Annotated in this window: 15 protein-coding genes; 5 read left to right on the forward strand and 10 right to left on the reverse strand. The window is 67.2% G+C overall.

The window, feature by feature from the left end; genetic code table 11:
* Positions 1 to 153: 153 nt before the first annotated feature.
* The 4 genes from CSW63_RS17070 to CSW63_RS17085 all read right to left on the reverse strand — a co-directional run bounded on the left by CSW63_RS17070 (position 154) and on the right by CSW63_RS17085 (position 3,156).
* Positions 154 to 534, reverse strand: coding sequence for a hypothetical protein (locus CSW63_RS17070; protein ID WP_062093472.1), 381 nt, complete (start codon positions 532 to 534; stop codon positions 154 to 156).
* Positions 535 to 613: 79 nt separating this feature from the next.
* Positions 614 to 1,447, reverse strand: a complete 834-nt coding sequence (gene fghA / locus CSW63_RS17075; RefSeq protein ID WP_062093471.1) for an S-formylglutathione hydrolase — start codon at positions 1,445 to 1,447, stop codon at positions 614 to 616.
* On the reverse strand, positions 1,447 to 2,046 hold the full coding sequence (locus tag CSW63_RS17080; RefSeq protein ID WP_127846992.1) for a hypothetical protein: 600 nt from the start codon (positions 2,044 to 2,046) through the stop codon (positions 1,447 to 1,449). Before CSW63_RS17080 ends, fghA begins: the two co-directional genes overlap by 1 nt.
* Positions 2,047 to 3,156: an S-(hydroxymethyl)glutathione dehydrogenase/class III alcohol dehydrogenase gene (locus tag CSW63_RS17085; protein ID WP_062093469.1), complete on the reverse strand. Its 1,110-nt coding sequence runs from the start codon at positions 3,154 to 3,156 to the stop codon at positions 2,047 to 2,049. It abuts the gene before it with no gap.
* A gap of 116 nt (positions 3,157 to 3,272) precedes the next feature.
* Here CSW63_RS17085 and CSW63_RS17090 point away from each other — a divergent pair, with 116 nt between their 5' ends.
* Positions 3,273 to 4,145, forward strand: coding sequence for a LysR family transcriptional regulator (locus CSW63_RS17090; protein ID WP_062093468.1), 873 nt, complete (start codon positions 3,273 to 3,275; stop codon positions 4,143 to 4,145).
* 51 nt (positions 4,146 to 4,196) lie between these two features.
* Here the strand turns inward: CSW63_RS17090 and CSW63_RS17095 are convergent, their stop codons facing one another.
* The 4 genes from CSW63_RS17095 to CSW63_RS17110 form a co-directional block, all read right to left on the reverse strand.
* Entirely contained in the window at positions 4,197 to 5,483 is a 1,287-nt protein-coding gene (locus CSW63_RS17095; protein ID WP_062093467.1) for a DUF1254 domain-containing protein, read from the reverse strand.
* An 81-nt stretch (positions 5,484 to 5,564) separates the two neighbouring features.
* On the reverse strand, positions 5,565 to 5,981 hold the full coding sequence (locus tag CSW63_RS17100) for a host attachment protein (RefSeq protein WP_062093466.1): 417 nt from the start codon (positions 5,979 to 5,981) through the stop codon (positions 5,565 to 5,567).
* A 93-nt stretch (positions 5,982 to 6,074) separates the two neighbouring features.
* Positions 6,075 to 6,872, reverse strand: a complete 798-nt coding sequence (locus CSW63_RS17105; protein ID WP_062093465.1) for an RNA methyltransferase — start codon at positions 6,870 to 6,872, stop codon at positions 6,075 to 6,077.
* A gap of 42 nt (positions 6,873 to 6,914) precedes the next feature.
* Complete coding sequence (locus tag CSW63_RS17110) at positions 6,915 to 9,335, reverse strand: ATP-binding protein (protein WP_231737256.1); 2,421 nt, start codon at positions 9,333 to 9,335, stop codon at positions 6,915 to 6,917.
* Between the two features lie 269 nt (positions 9,336 to 9,604).
* Between CSW63_RS17110 and CSW63_RS17115 the strand changes: the two genes are divergently transcribed.
* The 4 genes from CSW63_RS17115 (at position 9,605) to CSW63_RS17130 (ending at position 12,901) form a co-directional block, all read left to right on the forward strand.
* On the forward strand, positions 9,605 to 10,816 hold the full coding sequence (locus tag CSW63_RS17115) for an NADP-dependent isocitrate dehydrogenase (protein WP_099503221.1): 1,212 nt from the start codon (positions 9,605 to 9,607) through the stop codon (positions 10,814 to 10,816).
* 141 nt (positions 10,817 to 10,957) lie between these two features.
* Positions 10,958 to 11,536: a DUF2939 domain-containing protein gene (locus tag CSW63_RS17120; protein ID WP_062093462.1), complete on the forward strand. Its 579-nt coding sequence runs from the start codon at positions 10,958 to 10,960 to the stop codon at positions 11,534 to 11,536.
* A 10-nt stretch (positions 11,537 to 11,546) separates the two neighbouring features.
* The gene (locus CSW63_RS17125; RefSeq protein ID WP_062093461.1) at positions 11,547 to 12,491 is read left to right on the forward strand and encodes an AEC family transporter; all 945 of its coding nucleotides are present in this window, start codon (positions 11,547 to 11,549) and stop codon (positions 12,489 to 12,491) included.
* 32 nt (positions 12,492 to 12,523) lie between these two features.
* Positions 12,524 to 12,901 (forward strand): VOC family protein, encoded by a 378-nt coding sequence (locus tag CSW63_RS17130; protein ID WP_062093460.1) that lies wholly within the window; start codon positions 12,524 to 12,526, stop codon positions 12,899 to 12,901.
* 46 nt (positions 12,902 to 12,947) lie between these two features.
* Here the strand turns inward: CSW63_RS17130 and CSW63_RS17135 are convergent, their stop codons facing one another.
* A complete protein-coding gene (locus CSW63_RS17135) occupies positions 12,948 to 13,826 on the reverse strand; it encodes a GyrI-like domain-containing protein (protein ID WP_062093459.1) in 879 nt (292 codons plus the stop codon).
* Positions 13,827 to 13,968: 142 nt separating this feature from the next.
* Complete coding sequence (gene alaS, locus CSW63_RS17140; RefSeq protein WP_062093458.1) at positions 13,969 to 16,611, reverse strand: alanine--tRNA ligase; 2,643 nt, start codon at positions 16,609 to 16,611, stop codon at positions 13,969 to 13,971.
* Positions 16,612 to 16,758: the final 147 nt, after the last annotated feature.

A 16,758-nucleotide genomic window follows, 5' to 3' on the forward strand; every position in this document is an offset into this window, starting at 1 on the left:
ATCCGGGCCGGCTCCCCCGAGAGGGTGCGATTGCAACGGCGGCGTCGGGTCAATCCGTCATAAAGGTATCGCCCCGCGCGGCGAGCCGGCGGGTTGAAGCGGTGGCTTATGGGGGAGCGGCGGCGGCGAGTCAATCTCCGCCACCCTTGGGGGTTAAGGCCTCACCAGCGGATTACGCACGCGAATCTTGCCGCCGCGCTCGACGCCGAACGCATCCAGCGGATAGCGCAGCTCAACGCCGTCGGCGATCAGGGCGCGGCAGTTGTCGGGTCGCTTGCGTACGAACGAGAACCCCGTGAGCCCGTCGCGGCGCTGCGTCTCGACCGAGAAGTCCTCCTGACGGGTGCAGCCATTGGAGGTCACGCGCACCACCAGATCGGCGCCGTCGACCCGCGCGGCCATGAGGGGTTCCAGCGGCTGATTGCTTCCCTGCGCCGTGATAGACTCATGCCGAACGTCGTCGGCGTCGATGATCACACAGGCCGAGGTGCTCAGGCCCAGGGCGATGACGGCGGCAAGCGATGCGAGTTTCATGCTGGTGTCCCCTCTTGTTGGTCAGCTTGACCGTGAGAGGACCGCTCGCCGCCTGAACCCAGGATGAATTACGAAAAAGTCACAACCGAGCCGCGTGGAACGCTACGTGATCGGCGATGAAGCTCGTGATGAAGAAGTAGCTGTGGTCGTAGCTCTCTTGCCGGCGAACCGTGACCTTGCGGCCGGCCTTGGCGGCGGCGGCTTCGATCAGCTCGGGCTTCAGCTGGCTCTCCAGGAAATTGTCCGAGAGGCCCTGGTCGATCAGGATGTCGTCGAAGCTCGTCCCCTTGCCGTCCTCGATCAGGGCGCAGGCGTCGTAGGGGCGCCAGGCGGCGCGGTCCGGGCCGAGATAAGCGCTCAGCGCCTTGTCGCCCCACGGGCAGTTCAGCGGCGAGACGATCGGCGAGAACGCGCTGACCGACTTGAAGAGCTCGGGGTGCTTCAGCGCGATGGTGAGGGCGCCATGGCCGCCCATCGAGTGCCCGAAGACGCCCTTGCGCGCCCCGTCCAGCGGGAAGGCGCTCTCAACCGCCGCCAAGAGGTCGCCGGTGACGTAGGAGTGCATCATGAAATGCGGCGCCCACGGCGCCTGGGTGGCGTCGACATAGAAGCCCGCCCCCTGCCCCAAGTCATAGGCCGGATCGTCGGCGACACCTTCGCCGCGCGGTGAAGTGTCCGGCGCGACAATGGCGATCCCGTGCTGGGCGGCGTGGGCGTAGACCCCCGACTTCACCGTGAAATTGTCCTCGGTGCAGGTCAGGCCCGACAGCCAGACGAGATAAGGGAACGGCCCCTCGCCATCCGGCGTCCACACCGTGAACTTCATCGGCGTGCCGGTGCTGGTGCTGGCGTGCTTGCAGTAACGCAGCGTTCCGCCATGGACGCGGTGGGTGGAGAGGGTTTCGACGGTCATCAGTGCTTTCCAATCACCCGAACAAACTTCTGATTCCAAAAAATGTAGAGCGCCTTGAGACACTTGATGTCCAACCGCGCGAATATCTCACCTGGTCGAGGATCAAAAAAACTCACCCATTGAGAGGCATCGGAGTTTGGATAGATCAACAATGAAAGGTCCCGTGCAGCGTAGGCTTTGGAGCACTTTTCATTGATAGCTTTTTGCATCTGCCCCAGCAGGTCAGCGCGCGCCCGCTCCAAGCCGGCTTCAGAGTAATTTCCGATCGGGTGGGTACCTTCAGCCTGCTTCGCGAAGCGCTTTCCATCCTTCGATGGGCAAGCTTCCGTCACCTCCAAGAGCATTTCGCCACGCCCATCCAAGATCGTGAAATCTGGCCGATCGCCATGGATTACGCTTACCGGAAACTCCAATGCTCCAGCCTCGACGAGATTGAAAATGAGCCGTCGAGCTAAGTAGGCTTCGCTTGCGATAGTGGTCCGCCGGCCAAGGCCTGTTCGCGGACCATTGACCAAGCCCACCTCCCCAAATTGCCGTTCTAGATCAGCAGGCGAAGTAGCCGCAGTAGCCACCAACCTCGCCTGCGGATCAAACGCCACCTAGAACGTCACCACGGTCCGGATGCTCTCACCGGCATGCATGAGGTCAAACGCCTTGTTGATCTCTTCGAGCGGCAGGACGTGGGTGATCATCGGGTCGATCTGGATCTTCCCGTCCATGTACCAGTCGACGATCTTGGGCGTGTCGGTGCGGCCGCGCGCGCCGCCGAAGGCGGTGCCGCGCCACACCCGGCCGGTGACCAGTTGGAACGGGCGGGTGGAGATCTCCTTCCCCGCCTCGGCCACGCCGATGATGATGCTCTCGCCCCAGCCGCGATGACAGGCTTCCAGCGCCGTGCGCATGACGCCGGTGTTGCCGGTGGCGTCGAAGGTGTAGTCGGCGCCGCCGTCGGTCAGGGCCACCAGATGCGCGACGAGGTCGCCCGAGACATCCTTCGGGTTGACGAAGTGGGTCATGCCGAACTTGCGGCCCCATTCCTCACGGTCCGGATTGATGTCGACGCCGACAATCATGTTGGCGCCGACCAGCTTCAGACCCTGGATGACGTTCAGGCCGATGCCGCCCAAGCCAAAGACGATGCAGTTGGCGCCCGGCTCGACCTTGGCGGTGTTGGTCACCGCGCCTACGCCCGTCGTCACGCCGCAGCCGCAGTAGCAGGCGGTCTTGAACGGCGCGTCACGACGGATCTTGGCGACCGCGATCTCGGGCAGGACCGTGTAGTTCGAGAAGGTCGAGCAGCCCATGTAGTGGTAGATCGGCTGGCCCTTGTAAGAGAAGCGGCTCGTGCCGTCGGGCATGAGCCCCTTGCCCTGGGTGGCGCGGATCGCCGTGCACAGGTTGGTCTTGCCCGACAGGCAGCTTTTGCACTGGCGGCATTCAGGCGTGTAGAGCGGGATCACGTGGTCGCCGACCGCCACGCTGGTCACGCCAGCCCCGACCTCGACCACCACGCCCGCGCCCTCGTGGCCCAGGATCGAGGGGAAGATGCCTTCGCTGTCGAAGCCGTCCAGGGTGTAGGCGTCGGTATGGCAGACGCCGGTCGCCTTGATCTCGACCATCACCTCGCCGGCCTTGGGCCCTTCAAGGTCGACCTCGACGATCTCCAGCGGCTTCTTGGGTTCGAACGCGACAGCGGCGCGGGTCTTCATCGGGCATCTCCCCTGGTATCTTGAGCCGTCTTGGTACGCCCGCTCGGTCGCGCCGATAATCCCGAAGGGCGCAAAACATTGTTGCACACACGGAATAATCGGCGCATCCCCGCTATATGAGCCGCTGGGACGGGATCGACGAGTTCGTGGCGACGGCCGAGGCCGAGAGCTTCTCTCACGCCGCGCGTCGGCTGGGCCTTTCAACCTCAGGGGTAAGCCGTGCGGTCGCCACGCTTGAGGAACGACTGCAGACCCGTCTGCTCTATCGCACCACACGCAGGGTCAGCCTGACCGACGCCGGCCGCGCCTTCCTCGCACGCGCCCGTCGGTTGATCGCCGAGCGTGACGAGGCCTTGGCGTCTGTGGGCGAGGACGACGGCGAGCCGCGGGGCCTGCTGCGGATGACCTGCTCCATGGCCTACGGAGAGCGCTTCGTGGCGCCAGCGGTGAACCGCTTCATGCTGGTTCATCCCAAGCTGTCCATCGAGATCGACCTCGACGACGCGGTCCGCGACATTGTCAGCGAGGGTTTCGACCTGGCGATCCGCTTTGGCCGCCTCACCGACAGCCGCCTGATCGCCAAGCGCCTCGCCTCGCGCACCCGTCGCCTATGCGCGGCGCCGTCCTATCTCGCGCAGGCGGGAACGCCGCAGACGATCGCCGATCTCGCGCACCACGCCTGCATCCTGGGGGCGGCGGAGACCTGGCCGTTCCGGGATGGTGAGCGCGAGATCGCCTTCAAGCCGCAAGGACGCTGGCGCTGCAACAGCGGCCAGGCCGTACTGGACGCAGCCTTGCTGGGGTTCGGGGTCTGCCAGCTGCCGAACTTTTACGTCGACAGCGCCATCGCCGAGGGCCGCTTGGTCCCGCTGCTCGAACCCAACCGGCCAGCCGACGAAGGCGTATGGGCGGTCTACCCGCACTTGCGGCTTCTGCCGGCCAAGGTCCGGCTTCTGGTCGAACATCTGGAAGTCGCGCTGGGCGGCTAACGCCCTCTCCGATCTGCTTGCGCGCGTCAGATCGGAGAAGGCTGGAACACTCTAGGCCTTCACCACCGCCGGGAAGCGGAAACGCCCGTCCAGCATCTCGGGTCTTGGCAGATAGGCCCGCAGGTAAAGCGCGAAGGGGCCGGACTGGGGCGCAGGCAGCCAGTTGGCGGTCTTGTCGCCGCCCGGATCGGTGCGCCCGATCCACAGGTCCAGCGTCCCGTCGGCGTTGCGCTTGAGCCCTTGGGTGCGGTCACCGATCGTGTAGCGATGCAGCGGGTTGTCGGTGAAGAAGAACTGGCCGTCAGCAGTGGCCTCATACATCGACAGCGACCAGAACCCGTCCAGCGGCAGTTGCGCCGGCATGGTCAGGCGATACGGCCCGTCGCCCGTGAAGGTCCCCGAGCCGTCGTCGCCGGCGGCCTTCATGTACATGGCTTCGGCTACTGGCAGAGCGCCCAGCCCCTGCAGGGCGACGATGGCGCGATAGAGATAGTCCTGGCCGTAGTCGCCGAGATTGGCGCGCGGATACGACCAGCCGTTCACGAAGGTCTGCCGCCCCCGGGCGAAGATGGTGATCATGCGCGCCTGCTCGACGCCGCCGGCGGCGGCGGCTTCGTCGAACGGACCGGCGCCCAGGAAGGCGGCGGTGCGCTTCAGGATCTTCAGATCGGTCGGCGGCGCGGGGTCGCTGGCCAGCAGAGCCCGGGCGGTCGCGAAATAGTCGGCGGGCTTGGCGTCGCGCGCCGCATAGGCGGCGACAGGCCCCGGCGTCGCGCCCTTGAGCAGGAAGCCGTCCTGGGCCTTATGCGCGGCCGGCAGGTCATCGCCCCCGTCGGTCAGGGTGCGGATCAGAAGCCAGGCGTGCGGCGTGGCGATGCGCGTGGGGTTGGGCCCCGTGGACGCCTGGCCAGGGCCGACCAGGGTGAAGGTTCCGCCCTCGCCGCCGACGGTTCGCGTGCCCAGCACAACGTTGTTGTTGGTGAACATGTCCATCACCGCCACCGAATAGTAGCGCTTGCCCAAGGGCGGGATGGTCAGGGTCGCCGGCCCCTTGGTCAGGTCCAGGAAGGCCGAGGAGTACAGCGTATCGTTGTTGGGCGTGGTGACCCAGCGGGCCTTGTGGTCCGACAGGGTTCGCGTGTGAGTCAGGGTGTTGATCGCCGCGCCGGGGCTCTTGAGCAGCCGCGCGCGGGTCGTGGCCATCTCGATCAGCGGCAGGGCGTAGAGATAGGCGTCCCGCGCCGCCGTCGCGTCGCCTTCTGCGGCCTGGACCGCCGAGACGAAAGCGGGCGACAAGCCCAGCGCGCCGGCCATGGCCAGCAGTTCCCGACGGTTCATGCCGCCCTCCCCAACAGATGTTTGAGGACAGTTGAACGCGAGACGCCGCGCGGCGCAAGCACCGCGCGACGCTGATCGGGTTCAGGCGGCGTGGGCGTGACGCGCGGCGTGAACGACGCTTTCCAGCGTGATGATCGTGGCGTCCACGCGATCATGCGCGTCCGAGCCGATCACCTTCTTGGCGGCGGCGGACGACAGGGCTCCGCGAAGATGACCCAGAGCGCGCGGCGGGGCGATCAGGACCACCTGATCGACGGTGTTGTGCGCCAGCACGGCGTCGACGCGTTTGGCCAGATTCGTCAGGAACGCCTTCTCGGCGCGGTCGTGGGCGTCGCCACTGTGGGTGATGTGGCTGGGCGCGCCGTGGTCGTGGTGCTCCTTGACGTCCGAGAGCCACTCGGGGCGGTCATGCAGCGGCCCGTCGATGCGCCGCTGCTCCAGCAGGCGAGCGCGGCGGCCGTCGGCGACAACGACCAGGGTGATGGCGTCAGGGTTCATGGAAGGCTCCTTGCTGGATCACGACCATGAAGGTGCGCCGCTTTAGGCCGGCGACGGATGATCAAGGTCAAATCCGCGCGGGCCGCCGCGCCCTTAAGGAACGTCGTTCTTGACCGCCTTCTCGGCCAGCTTGGCCAGCACCCGGCCGCGCCCGCGGCTGAGCGCGGTGATCACGCCCCGGAAGGTGCGGACCTCCTGATCCGACAGGCGGGCGCGCGCCAGCGGAACCCGCAGGTTGCGCACCATCGACGGCTTCTTCTCCGGCGGATGGTAGAAGCCCGCCTTCTCCAGCTCGTCCTCGAGATGCTCGTACAGCCCCAGCAGCGCGGCCTGATCGGCGGGCTCCTCGACATTCTGCTCGAACTTCTTCCAGGGCCGATCGTCCTGGGTCATCTTCCATTCGTAGGCGTTGATCGACACCGCCTGAGCCAGGTTCAGTGACCGGAAGCGCTCGTCGATCGGGATCGACACGATGGCCTGGCAGAGCGCGATGTCGTGGGTCTCCAGCCCCGCCCGCTCGCCGCCGAACAGCAGCCCCACGGCGCGCCCCTGGGCGACCTCGTCAGCCAGGTGACCGGCGCTTTCTCGCGGCGTGTAGACCGGCAGGCGCGTCTCGCGTGGCCGGGCCGTAGTGGCGTAGACCAGCTTGAGGTCGGCGATCGCCGCTTCCAGGTTGTCGAACACCTTGGCGTCGTCCAGCGGCCAGCTGGCGCCCGAGGCGCTGGCCCAGGCCCGCTCTTGCGGCCAGCCGTCGCGCGGCCGCACCAGACGCAGGTCCGAAAGCCCGAAATTGGCCATCACCCGCGCCACCGAACCGATGTTCTCGGCCAGTTGAGGCTCGTTGAGGATCACGCAGGGCGGAATGGGCTTGAAGTCGGCGGCGTCGGTCATCCGCGTCCTTTGCCGCCGACCGGCGGCAGGATGCAAGCGGTTCTAGCGCCGCGCCCGCGCCAGGGCCTCCAGCAACCGCGCCGGATGCAGCGGCTTGGCCAGGTGCAGATCCGCTCCTGCGGCGTGGGCGGCGGCCACGTGCTCCTCCATGGCGTTGGCCGTCAGCATCACGACCAGGATGGGCTCGGACGCCGCCGCCTTCTCCCGCGCCCGGATCGCCCGCGTCGCCGACAGGCCGTCCATCACCGGCATCTGCATGTCCATCAGCACTGCGTCGAAACGACCGGGCTCGAAGGCGTCCAGCGCCGCCTTACCGTCCTCGACCACGGTCAGATCCACACCAAAAGGTTCGAGCACGATCTCGACCACCTTGCGGTTGGTGGGATGGTCCTCGGCCACCAGCACCCGCAGCCCCTCCAGCGAAATCTCGCGGGGCTCCTCGGCGACCGCGTCGGCGACCCGTTCGCAGCGGGGCAGCGGAAGGCGCACCTCGAACCGCGCGCCTTGCCCCGGTGTCGCCTCGGCCGTGATCGATCCCTGCATCATCTCCGCCAGGGCCGCACAGATGGACAACCCAAGGCCCGTACCGCCGAACTGACGGGTAATCGACTGGTCGGCCTGCACGAAGCGCTTGAACAGGCGGTCACGAACCTCCTGGTCGAAGCCGACGCCGGTGTCGCGGACGACGAAGCACAGGGCCTCGCCCCGGCGATCCACATCCAGGGAGACCTCGCCCTGGTGCGTGAACTTCACTGCGTTGGCCAGAAGATTGGAGAGGATCTGGCTGATGCGGCCGGCGTCACCGTCATAGGTCCCCTCAGCCTCGGACGAGACCGACCAGCGCAGGCTCAGATTCTTGGCCTCGGCCGCCGCGGCGTGCAACTCGGCCATCCCCCGCACCAGTTGGACCAGATCGAACGGTGCTGGATTGAGCTGGAACTGGCCGGCCTCGATCTTGGACACATCGAGAATGTCGCCCAGCACCTGCTCCAGCAGCCGCCCGGACGAAGTCACCAGCGCCGCCAGTTCGCGGCGCCGCTGAGGATCCTGCTCCTCGGCCAGACGGTCGCCGAGGGCGATCACACCGTTCAGCGGCGTGCGCAGTTCGTGGGACATGTTGGCCAGAAAGACCGACTTGGCCTGGTTGGCGCGCTCAAGTTCGGCCGTGCGCGCCGCCACCCGCTGCTCGAGCGAGCGCAGCAGTTCCTCGTTGCGTTCGCGCTGGCGGCGCAAGGCGCGGGCCAGGGAGCCGATCTCGTCCGGCCGCGCCTCGAACGGTAGAGCCGCCTCCGGATCGCCCTGCTGCTGGGCCTCGGCCAACGCTTCCAGCGGCGCGCCAACCATCTGATGGGTCAGGCGGCGCAGGAGCAGCACCTGCAGCAATACCCCCAGGAACCCGAACAGCAGGACCCAGGACGCCGTCTTCAGCGAAGACCAGACGAGATCGCTTGAGGGAAAGCTCATCAGGAACCACCAGTCGGGCTCCACCAGGCGGCCATACGCCACCAGCCGCTGACCATCGGGAGACAGCACGACGCCGACGTCGCGCCTTTCAGCCCGAATTCGGCCAACCAAAGCCTTCAGCGCATTGTTGCGCTCGAACCGGTAGAGGGCGTCCACATCCACGACGCCGTTGCGCGCCAGACCTTGTGCGACCACGAGTTCGCCATCGCTGGAGACAATCATGTTGGAACCGCCCGGCAAAGCTTCGGCGACCGCGCGCAGCAGGTAAGAGTCCAGCGACAGGCTTGTGCCGAAGGCCCCCATGAACCGCCCCTTGTAGTAGAAGGGCGTCATGCAGGCGGCGTTCAGGCCTCGACCGGTGGGGTCGGAGATCAGACGCCTGAGCTTGGTGCATTTCATCACCCGGTCCGGATTGTTCTCCGGAAGTGTCAGGGTGACCATCTCTTCGTTCGAGATGTCCAGCGTGTTGGGCGCATCCCGCCGATAATAGAGCAGCTTGTCGGAACGCTTGGGGCCGTACATCACCAGGCGGGTCTGCGGCGTGAAGAAGTAAAAGTTGTCGTAGTGCCGGATCTGCGCCTCGCCGGTCGCCGCGACCACATCGGCTGCCGCCACAAACAGGGTCTGTTCGGCGCGGCTCATGGCGTCGGCGTCGCGAAGATAGCCGCCCAGCCCATGGACGTAGCGGCTGCCCACCCGCACGCCGTCGAACAACGCCGGCGCCGACCGCCGCGTGCCGTCGCTCGATTTGGGATAGAGCCGTTCGAATTCGGCGAGGTCGCCCGCGCCCCCCGCGAGATCCAGGCGGCGAGTCAACGCCTCCGCCGCCGCATCATGGACCCTCACGAGGTCGGAAAATAGTCGGTCCTCGGTTTTCACCCGTTCGCCCACATACTCGGCGAGATGTCGCTTCTGCGTGTCCGCCGCGCTTTCCCGCACGAAGATGAAGGCCGCCGCCGTGGCCACGCTGGTCACGACGATCGACAGGATCGCGACCATCGTCAAAAGCCGGCGCGCCAGTGGCGCGGTCACTCCAGCAGTGGCCCCCGATCCGTTGTCCAAGCCTGCTCCCTGGCCCGTCCGTTAGGCCCCTCTTTGGGGCCATTCACCCAAAACCGCACACTCGAACGCTGAAGTTACAGTCGGCGCCGTACCGATCGGCTTTTCCCCCGCGACGCAACAGTCTATAGCCTCCCGGTCCGCGCCGCGTGCTGGCCCTGTGCGCCAGAACGCCGCAGGCGCGCCACCGCCAGAGGAACATCCCCGCAATGGCCAAGATCAAAGTCGCCAATCCCGTCGTCGACATGGACGGCGATGAAATGACCCGCATCATCTGGAAGCTCATCAAGGACAAGCTGATCTTCCCGTACCTCGACCTGGAACTCGACTACTACGACCTGTCGGTCGAGAACCGTGACGCCACCGACGACCAAGTGACGATCGACGCGGCCAACGCGACCAAGAAGCACGGCGTCGCCGTCAAGTGCGCCACCATCACGCCGGACGAAGCCCGCGTCGAAGAATTCAAGCTCAAGAAGATGTGGAAGTCGCCGAACGGCACGATCCGCAACATCCTGGGCGGCGTGATCTTCCGCGAGCCGATCATCTGCCAGAACGTGCCGCGGCTGGTGCCGGGCTGGACCCAGCCGATCATCGTCGGCCGCCACGCCTTCGGCGACCAGTACCGCGCGACCGACTTCAAGTTCCCGGGCAAGGGCACGCTGTCGATCAAGTTCGTCGGCGAAGACGGCCAGACCATCGAGCACGAAGTGTTCAAGGCGCCGGACGCCGGCGTCGCCATGGCGATGTACAACCTCGACGAGTCGATCCGCGACTTCGCGCACGCATCGTTCGCCTACGGCTTGAACCGCGGCTATCCGGTCTACCTCTCCACGAAGAACACGATCCTCAAGGCCTATGACGGCCGCTTCAAGGACATCTTCCAGGAGACCTACGACGCCGAGTACGCCGAGAAGTTCAAGGCCGCCGGCATCCACTACGAGCACCGTCTGATCGATGACATGGTGGCGTCGGCCCTGAAGTGGTCGGGCGGCTATGTCTGGGCCTGTAAGAACTACGACGGCGACGTGCAGTCGGACATCGTCGCCCAGGGCTTCGGGTCGCTCGGCCTGATGACCTCGGTGCTGATGACGCCGGACGGCAAGACCGTGGAAGCCGAAGCCGCCCACGGCACCGTGACCCGCCACTACCGCCAGCACCAGAAGGGCGAGAGCACGTCGACCAACTCGATCGCCTCGATCTTCGCCTGGACCCGTGGTTTGGCCCACCGCGCCAAGCTGGACGACAACCAAGAGCTGGCCAACTTCGCCGCCACCCTGGAAAAGGTCTGCATCGACACCGTCGAGAGCGGCTACATGACCAAGGACCTGGCCCTGCTGGTCGGCGACAAGCAAGGCTGGCTGACGACCGAAGGCTTCCTCGACAAGATCGACGAGAACCTGAAGAAGGCGATGGCCTAACCGCATAGGCCTGACCTGAGATCGAAGACGCCCCGGAGGATCGCCTCCGGGGCGTTTTTCGTGGGCGCCCGTCCCGCGCGAGCGGCCTTGCGATGAGGCCCGGGACCTGTGATCTATCGACATTAACCTTTCGGAGGCGGCATGACTCTGCAGAAGCGGATCTGGGACCTGATCGTTCTGGCGATCTTCGTCTTCGCCGCCGCCTTCGCGACGGCGCCGTGGTTCGCTTTTCGGGCCCTGAAGGCGGCAGCTCAGTACGAAGACGTCCAAGCCATCGGCGAACTGGTCGACTTTCCAGCCGTGCGCCGCAGCCTGACCGCCCAGTTGGTTGTCGACGCGCCCGCCGCCAAGCCGGAGGCGCCGTCACTGTGGCGGGATCCAATGAGCGTCTTCAAGAAGGCCATCGAGCCGATCGCGCCGCCGGAACCCAAGGTCGACCGCTACCTGACCGTGGCCGGCGTTTCGGCCCTGACGCGGGGCTATGCGCCGGGCAAGGCGCCATCCGCCGCAGCGCGCGACGATACGCTCGCCGGCCAGATCCGCGACACCTTGCGCGGTCCCTACCCCGCCATCGCCTATTGGGATCCCAACCGCGTGCGGATCGCGGTAAAGCGGCCGGACGCCAGCCGCAAGGTCACGATCTTCACTTTCGAACGCAAGGCGCTGTTCACCTGGAAGCTGGTGCATATCCGCTTGCCCGGTGACGAGCGCCAGGGATGAACCCGCGCCCGTGACCGCGCTTGTTCTGGATGTCACCGCCCGCGTCTGGCCGTTCTTTCTGCTGGTCGCCGTCGGCGTCGCCCTGACACGTCTGCGCCTGCTTGACGCGCGGATGGCCCAGGGCCTGTCGACCTATGTCTATTGGGTCGGCTTTCCCGCCCTGCTCGTGCATTCGCTCGCCCGTCTGGGGCGTCCCGAGCCCGAGCTTTGGGCCGGCCTCGCGGCCTATGCCGGCGTGGGACTTATGGTGATGGGCGCCCTGATGGCCTGCGGCCGCCTGCTGGGCTGGAGCCGGGACGAGCGGGCCGGGGCTGCCATGGCGTCAGGCATCGGCAACAGCGCCTTCCTGGCCCTCCCCGTCACCGCCGCCGTGCTGGGCGCCGAAACCGCGCGCCTGGTGGCTGGAGCGGTGGCGGCCGACTTTGTCGTGCTGGCGGCGGTGGGCGTGGCCCTTCTGGGCTGGGCGTCAGGGCGCTCCATCTGGCGCGCTATGGCGCAGGCCTTCTGGAACCCGGTGGTGGCGGCCGCCCTGCTCGGCCTGCTTCTGGCGCTGCTGGACTTCGCCCTGCCCGAACCTCTGGACCGCGCCATCGGCATGGCCGCCGCGTCAGGCAGTCCGGTCGGCCTCGTGGCGCTGGGCGCGGCGCTGGGCCTGAGACAGGCCGAGGAAGCGCCCGCGCCGACCCGCACGCCGATCCTCTTGGCGGCGCTGGCAAAGCTCTTGGCCTTTCCGCTGCTGGCCTGGCTGGTGATCGGCCTGACGCCCGCCCCGGCCGCGTTCCAGGCCGGTGCGACCTTGGTGGCGGCGGCGCCGACGGCGGTGAACGTCTTCATCCAGACCCGCGCCTACGGCGTCTGGCCACGCGGCGCTGCGCGGATCGTGGCGCTGACGACAGCGGTTTCGATCGTCTCGCTCTCGCTTTTGTCGATCCTGCTGACAGCCCTTGTCACCTAGGGCGCTAAGGTCCTCCCCAGGAGGACGCACGGATGATCAGCTACATCACCATCGGCGCCAGCGACCCGGACCGGGCCGGCGCCTTCTATGACGCAGCCCTCGGCGCGCTGGGCAGCCAGCGCCTGTGGCGGCAGGGCGACTGGATCGGCTATGGCCCCGATCCGGAGCACGCCACCGTCATGATCTGTTCGCCCGAGAACGGCGAGCCGGCCAAGGCTGGCAACGGCGTCATGATCGGTCTGAAAGCCGACTCACCCCAGCAGGTTGACGCCTTTCACGCCGCCGCCCTGGCCCACGGCGGCGCCTGCGCCGGTGCGCCGGGTCCGCGCCCGGCCTATGGCGAAGGCTACTACCTGGCCTATGTCCGCGATCCCGACGGCAATAAGCTCGCAGCGTTCTTCAAGGGCTGACGTGGCAAGCGTCCGCCGCAGATCGGCGGACGCCATCGCCTCAAGACTAGGGTGACAGAGGCAAGAACAGATCGGTCACCGCCTCGTGCTCCGGAACGTCCGGAAAGAAGCTGACCCGCTGGGCGAAGAACGGCGCATCGCGCGGCTCGCGTCCGCTGCGTGGCAGCCACTCGCCATAGAGGAACCGCGAGGCCGCGCGCAGGTCGTCGCTGGACCCGACCTGCCGCAACACGGCGCATGGCCCGCCGGGGATCACGCCCGCCGTCACGCCGTCCGCGTTGGGCGCGACCCGCGCAGTCGCCGCGCACAGGTCCATCCGATACTGCTCGACCGGCGTGTCGTCTGGATCATCGTGGAACACGTTGAACGTCGCGCTGACACGCGGCGGCAGGCCAGCGGCGCGGCGCCAGGCGATGAAACGACGGATCGTATCGCCCAGCAGGGCCGGATCGCCTTGGTGCCGCAGGACGGCGACAGGCGTGTCGGGAAAGTCGACGATGCGGACATCGCCGTCGCTGAAGGTCATGGTCTGTCTCCTGGCTTGAACCAGCGGCGACTGCGCCGCATGCCAAGGCTCCCAGCGCGGTTCTCGACGGAACGCCGACGGGCTCTGGTCGAACAGCCGGCGGAAGGCGCGGCTAAACGCTTCGGGCCCCTCGTAGCCGCTGTCGAGCGCGATCCCTAGCACCCCGTCCTGGTCGCGAAAGGCCAGGCGATAGGACGCCCGCTTCATCCGCGCCAGCTGGACATAGGCGGCGACCCCGATCCCGAACAGGCCCGAGAACTGACGCTGGAAATGGTGCCGCGAAAAAGCCGCGACCGCCGCTAGGACCTCGACGCTCAGGTCCTCGTCTAGGTGCGCGTCGATATGCTCGAGCACCCGGCGCATCCTGGCGTGATAGTTTTTGGCGACGTCCGGGTTCATCCGCACCTCCTTGGCGGAGACAGACCTAAGGCTCCCCACCGGCGGGAACCTGACCGATCGTGCGGTTCTGCGCGCCCACAAAAAAGCCCACCGCTCCGCAACGGAGGGTGGGCCTTGTTGTTCGGCGTCAGCGCCTTGAGCCTTAGCCGGCCAGCGCCGCCTTGACGGCTGCGAGGCCTTCCTGGGCCTTGCTGTCGTCGGGCGCGCCGCCTTGGGCGAAGTCGGCCTTGCCGCCCGCGCCCTGCCCGCCCATGGCGATGACGGCGGCCTTGGCGAGGTCGGCGGCGCTGAACTTGCCCGTCAGGTCGGCGGTGACCGCCACCGTAACGGCGGCCTTGCCGTCCGACGTGCCGACCAGGGCCACGACGCCGCTGGTCAGTTGCTTCTTGAACTCCTCGGCCACGCCGCGCAGCTCCTTGCCGCCGACGCCGTCGAGGACGCGAGCGATCAGGGCCACGCCATTGACGTCTTCAGGACCCGAAGCCGCGCCTCCGCCGCCCAGGGCCAGTTGCTTCTTGGCCTCGGCCAGCTCCTTCTCCAGGCGCTTGCGGTCGGCGATCAGGGCGTCGACGCGCGCGCCGACTTCGGCCACCGGCGTCTTGAACTGATCGGCCAGCGACTTGGCCACGCCCGCCTGATCCAGCAGGAAGCGGCGGGCCGCCTCGCCGGTCAAGGCCTCGATGCGGCGCACGCCGGCGGCGACGCCTTGCTCGGAGACGATCTTGAACAGGGCGATGTCGCCGGTGCGGGCGACGTGGGTGCCGCCGCACAGTTCCACCGAATAGGCCTTGGCCTCGTCGACCAGCGACTTGCCCAGCGTGAGCACGCGGACGCTGTCGCCGTACTTTTCGCCGAACAGCGCCACCGCGCCGGCCTCGATGGCCTCCTGCGGGGCCATTTCCTTGGTCTCGGCCGGGACGTTCTGGCGGATGACTTCGTTGACCTCGGCCTCGATGCGGTCGAGTTCGTCGGCCGTCAGCGGGCCGCCGTGGCTGAAGTCGAAGCGCATGCGCTCGCCATCGACCATCTGCCCCTTCTGAGCGACGTGCGGGCCCAGCACATGGTGCAGAGCAGCGTGCACAAGGTGCGCAGCCGAGTGGTTCGAGCGCGTGGTGTGGCGACGGTCGGCGTCGACGCTGGCCACGACCTTGTCGCCGACCTTCAGGTCGCCGGTGAGCTCCACGCGGTGAACATGCAGTTCGCCGGCCTGCTTCTGGGTGTCGATCACGCGGCTTTCGCGGCCGTTGGCCTCGATGACGCCGGTGTCGCCGGCCTGACCGCCGCTCTCGGCGTAGAAGCTGGTGCGGTCCAGCAAGACCTCGGCGGTCGTCCCAGCCGAGGCGCTCTCGACCTCGGCGCCGTCGACGACGATCGCCTTGACCACGCCAGTGGTCTCGGTGGTCTCGTAGCCCACGAAGTCGGTGGCGCCAGCCTTTTCCTTGATCGAGAACCAGGCGGCGGCCGCGCCCTGCTGGCCGGACCCGGCCCAGTTGGCGCGCGCCATTTCGCGCTGCTTCTGCATGGCCGCGTCGAAGCCGTCGGTGTCGACGGTCAGGCCCTTGGCGCGGACGGCGTCCTGGGTCAGGTCCAACGGGAAGCCGTAGGTGTCGTAGAGCTTGAAGGCGGTCTCGCCGTCCAGCACGTCGCCGGCCGACAGGTTGGCGGTGGCCTCATCCAGCAGGCCCATGCCGCGACCCAGCGTGGTGCGGAAGCGCTCTTCCTCCTGGCGCAGGGTCTCGACGATCGAGGCCTCGGCGCGACGCAGTTCCGGATAGGCCTGGCCCATCTCGGCCACCAGGGTCGGGGCCAGGCGGTGCATCAGGGGCTCGTTGGCGCCCAGCAGATAGGCGTGGCGCATGGCGCGGCGCATGATGCGGCGCAGGACGTAGCCGCGACCTTCGTTCGACGGCGAGACGCCATCGGCCAGCAGGAACGACGACGAGCGCAGGTGGTCGGCGATCACGCGGTGCGACGGCGCCTGGGCGCCTTCGGCCTTCACGCCCGTCAGCTCGACGCTGGCGGCGATCAGGGCCTTGAACAGGTCGATGTCGTAGTTGTCGTGCTGGCCCTGCAGCACGGCCGCGATCCGCTCCAGACCCATGCCGGTGTCGATCGAGGGCTTGGGCAGGCTGATGCGCTCGCCGCCCGCCAGCTGCTCGAACTGCATGAACACCAGGTTCCAGATCTCGATGAAGCGGTCGCCATCCTCATCGGGGCTGCCGGGAGGGCCGCCGGCGATGTGGGGACCGTGGTCGAAGAAGATTTCCGAGCACGGACCGCAGGGGCCAGTGTCGCCCATGGACCAGAAGTTGTCGTTGGTCGGGATGCGGATGATGCGATCATCGCCAAGACCGGCGATCTTCTTCCAGAGGTCCGCCGCCTCGTCGTCAGTGTGGTAGACCGTGACCAGCAGCTTGTCCTTGGGCAGCTTGAACTCGCCGGTCAGCAGGGTCCAGGCGTGGTGGATCGCCTGTTCCTTGAAGTAGTCGCCGAACGAGAAGTTGCCCAGCATCTCGAAGAAGGTGTGGTGGCGGGCGGTGTAGCCGACATTGTCCAGGTCGTTGTGCTTGCCGCCGGCGCGGACGCACTTCTGCGAGCTGGCCGCGCGCGGATGGGCCGGGGTCTCGGCGCCCGTGAACACGTTCTTGAAGGGCACCATGCCGGCGTTGACGAACAGCAGGGTCGGATCGTTCTGCGGCACCAGCGGCGCCGACGGCGTCACGGCGTGATCGGCCTTGCCGAAGTAGTCGAGGAAGGTGCTGCGGATCTCGTTCAAGCTGGGCATGAGCGTCTCAAGTCTTGCGTACCGGTCCGGCGAGCGGCCGGAAGTCGGCCGCTGCATAGCGCGGTTTTCGGCGAAGGGGAAACAGGCTTGGAGATGGGGGCGCGGGTTGGAGCGGAAAAGGACCTGTTTGGCGCAGTCCGCCCCAGC

The sequence above is a fragment of the Caulobacter sp. FWC26 genome (assembly GCF_002742645.2).
Lineage (GTDB): Bacteria > Pseudomonadota > Alphaproteobacteria > Caulobacterales > Caulobacteraceae > Caulobacter.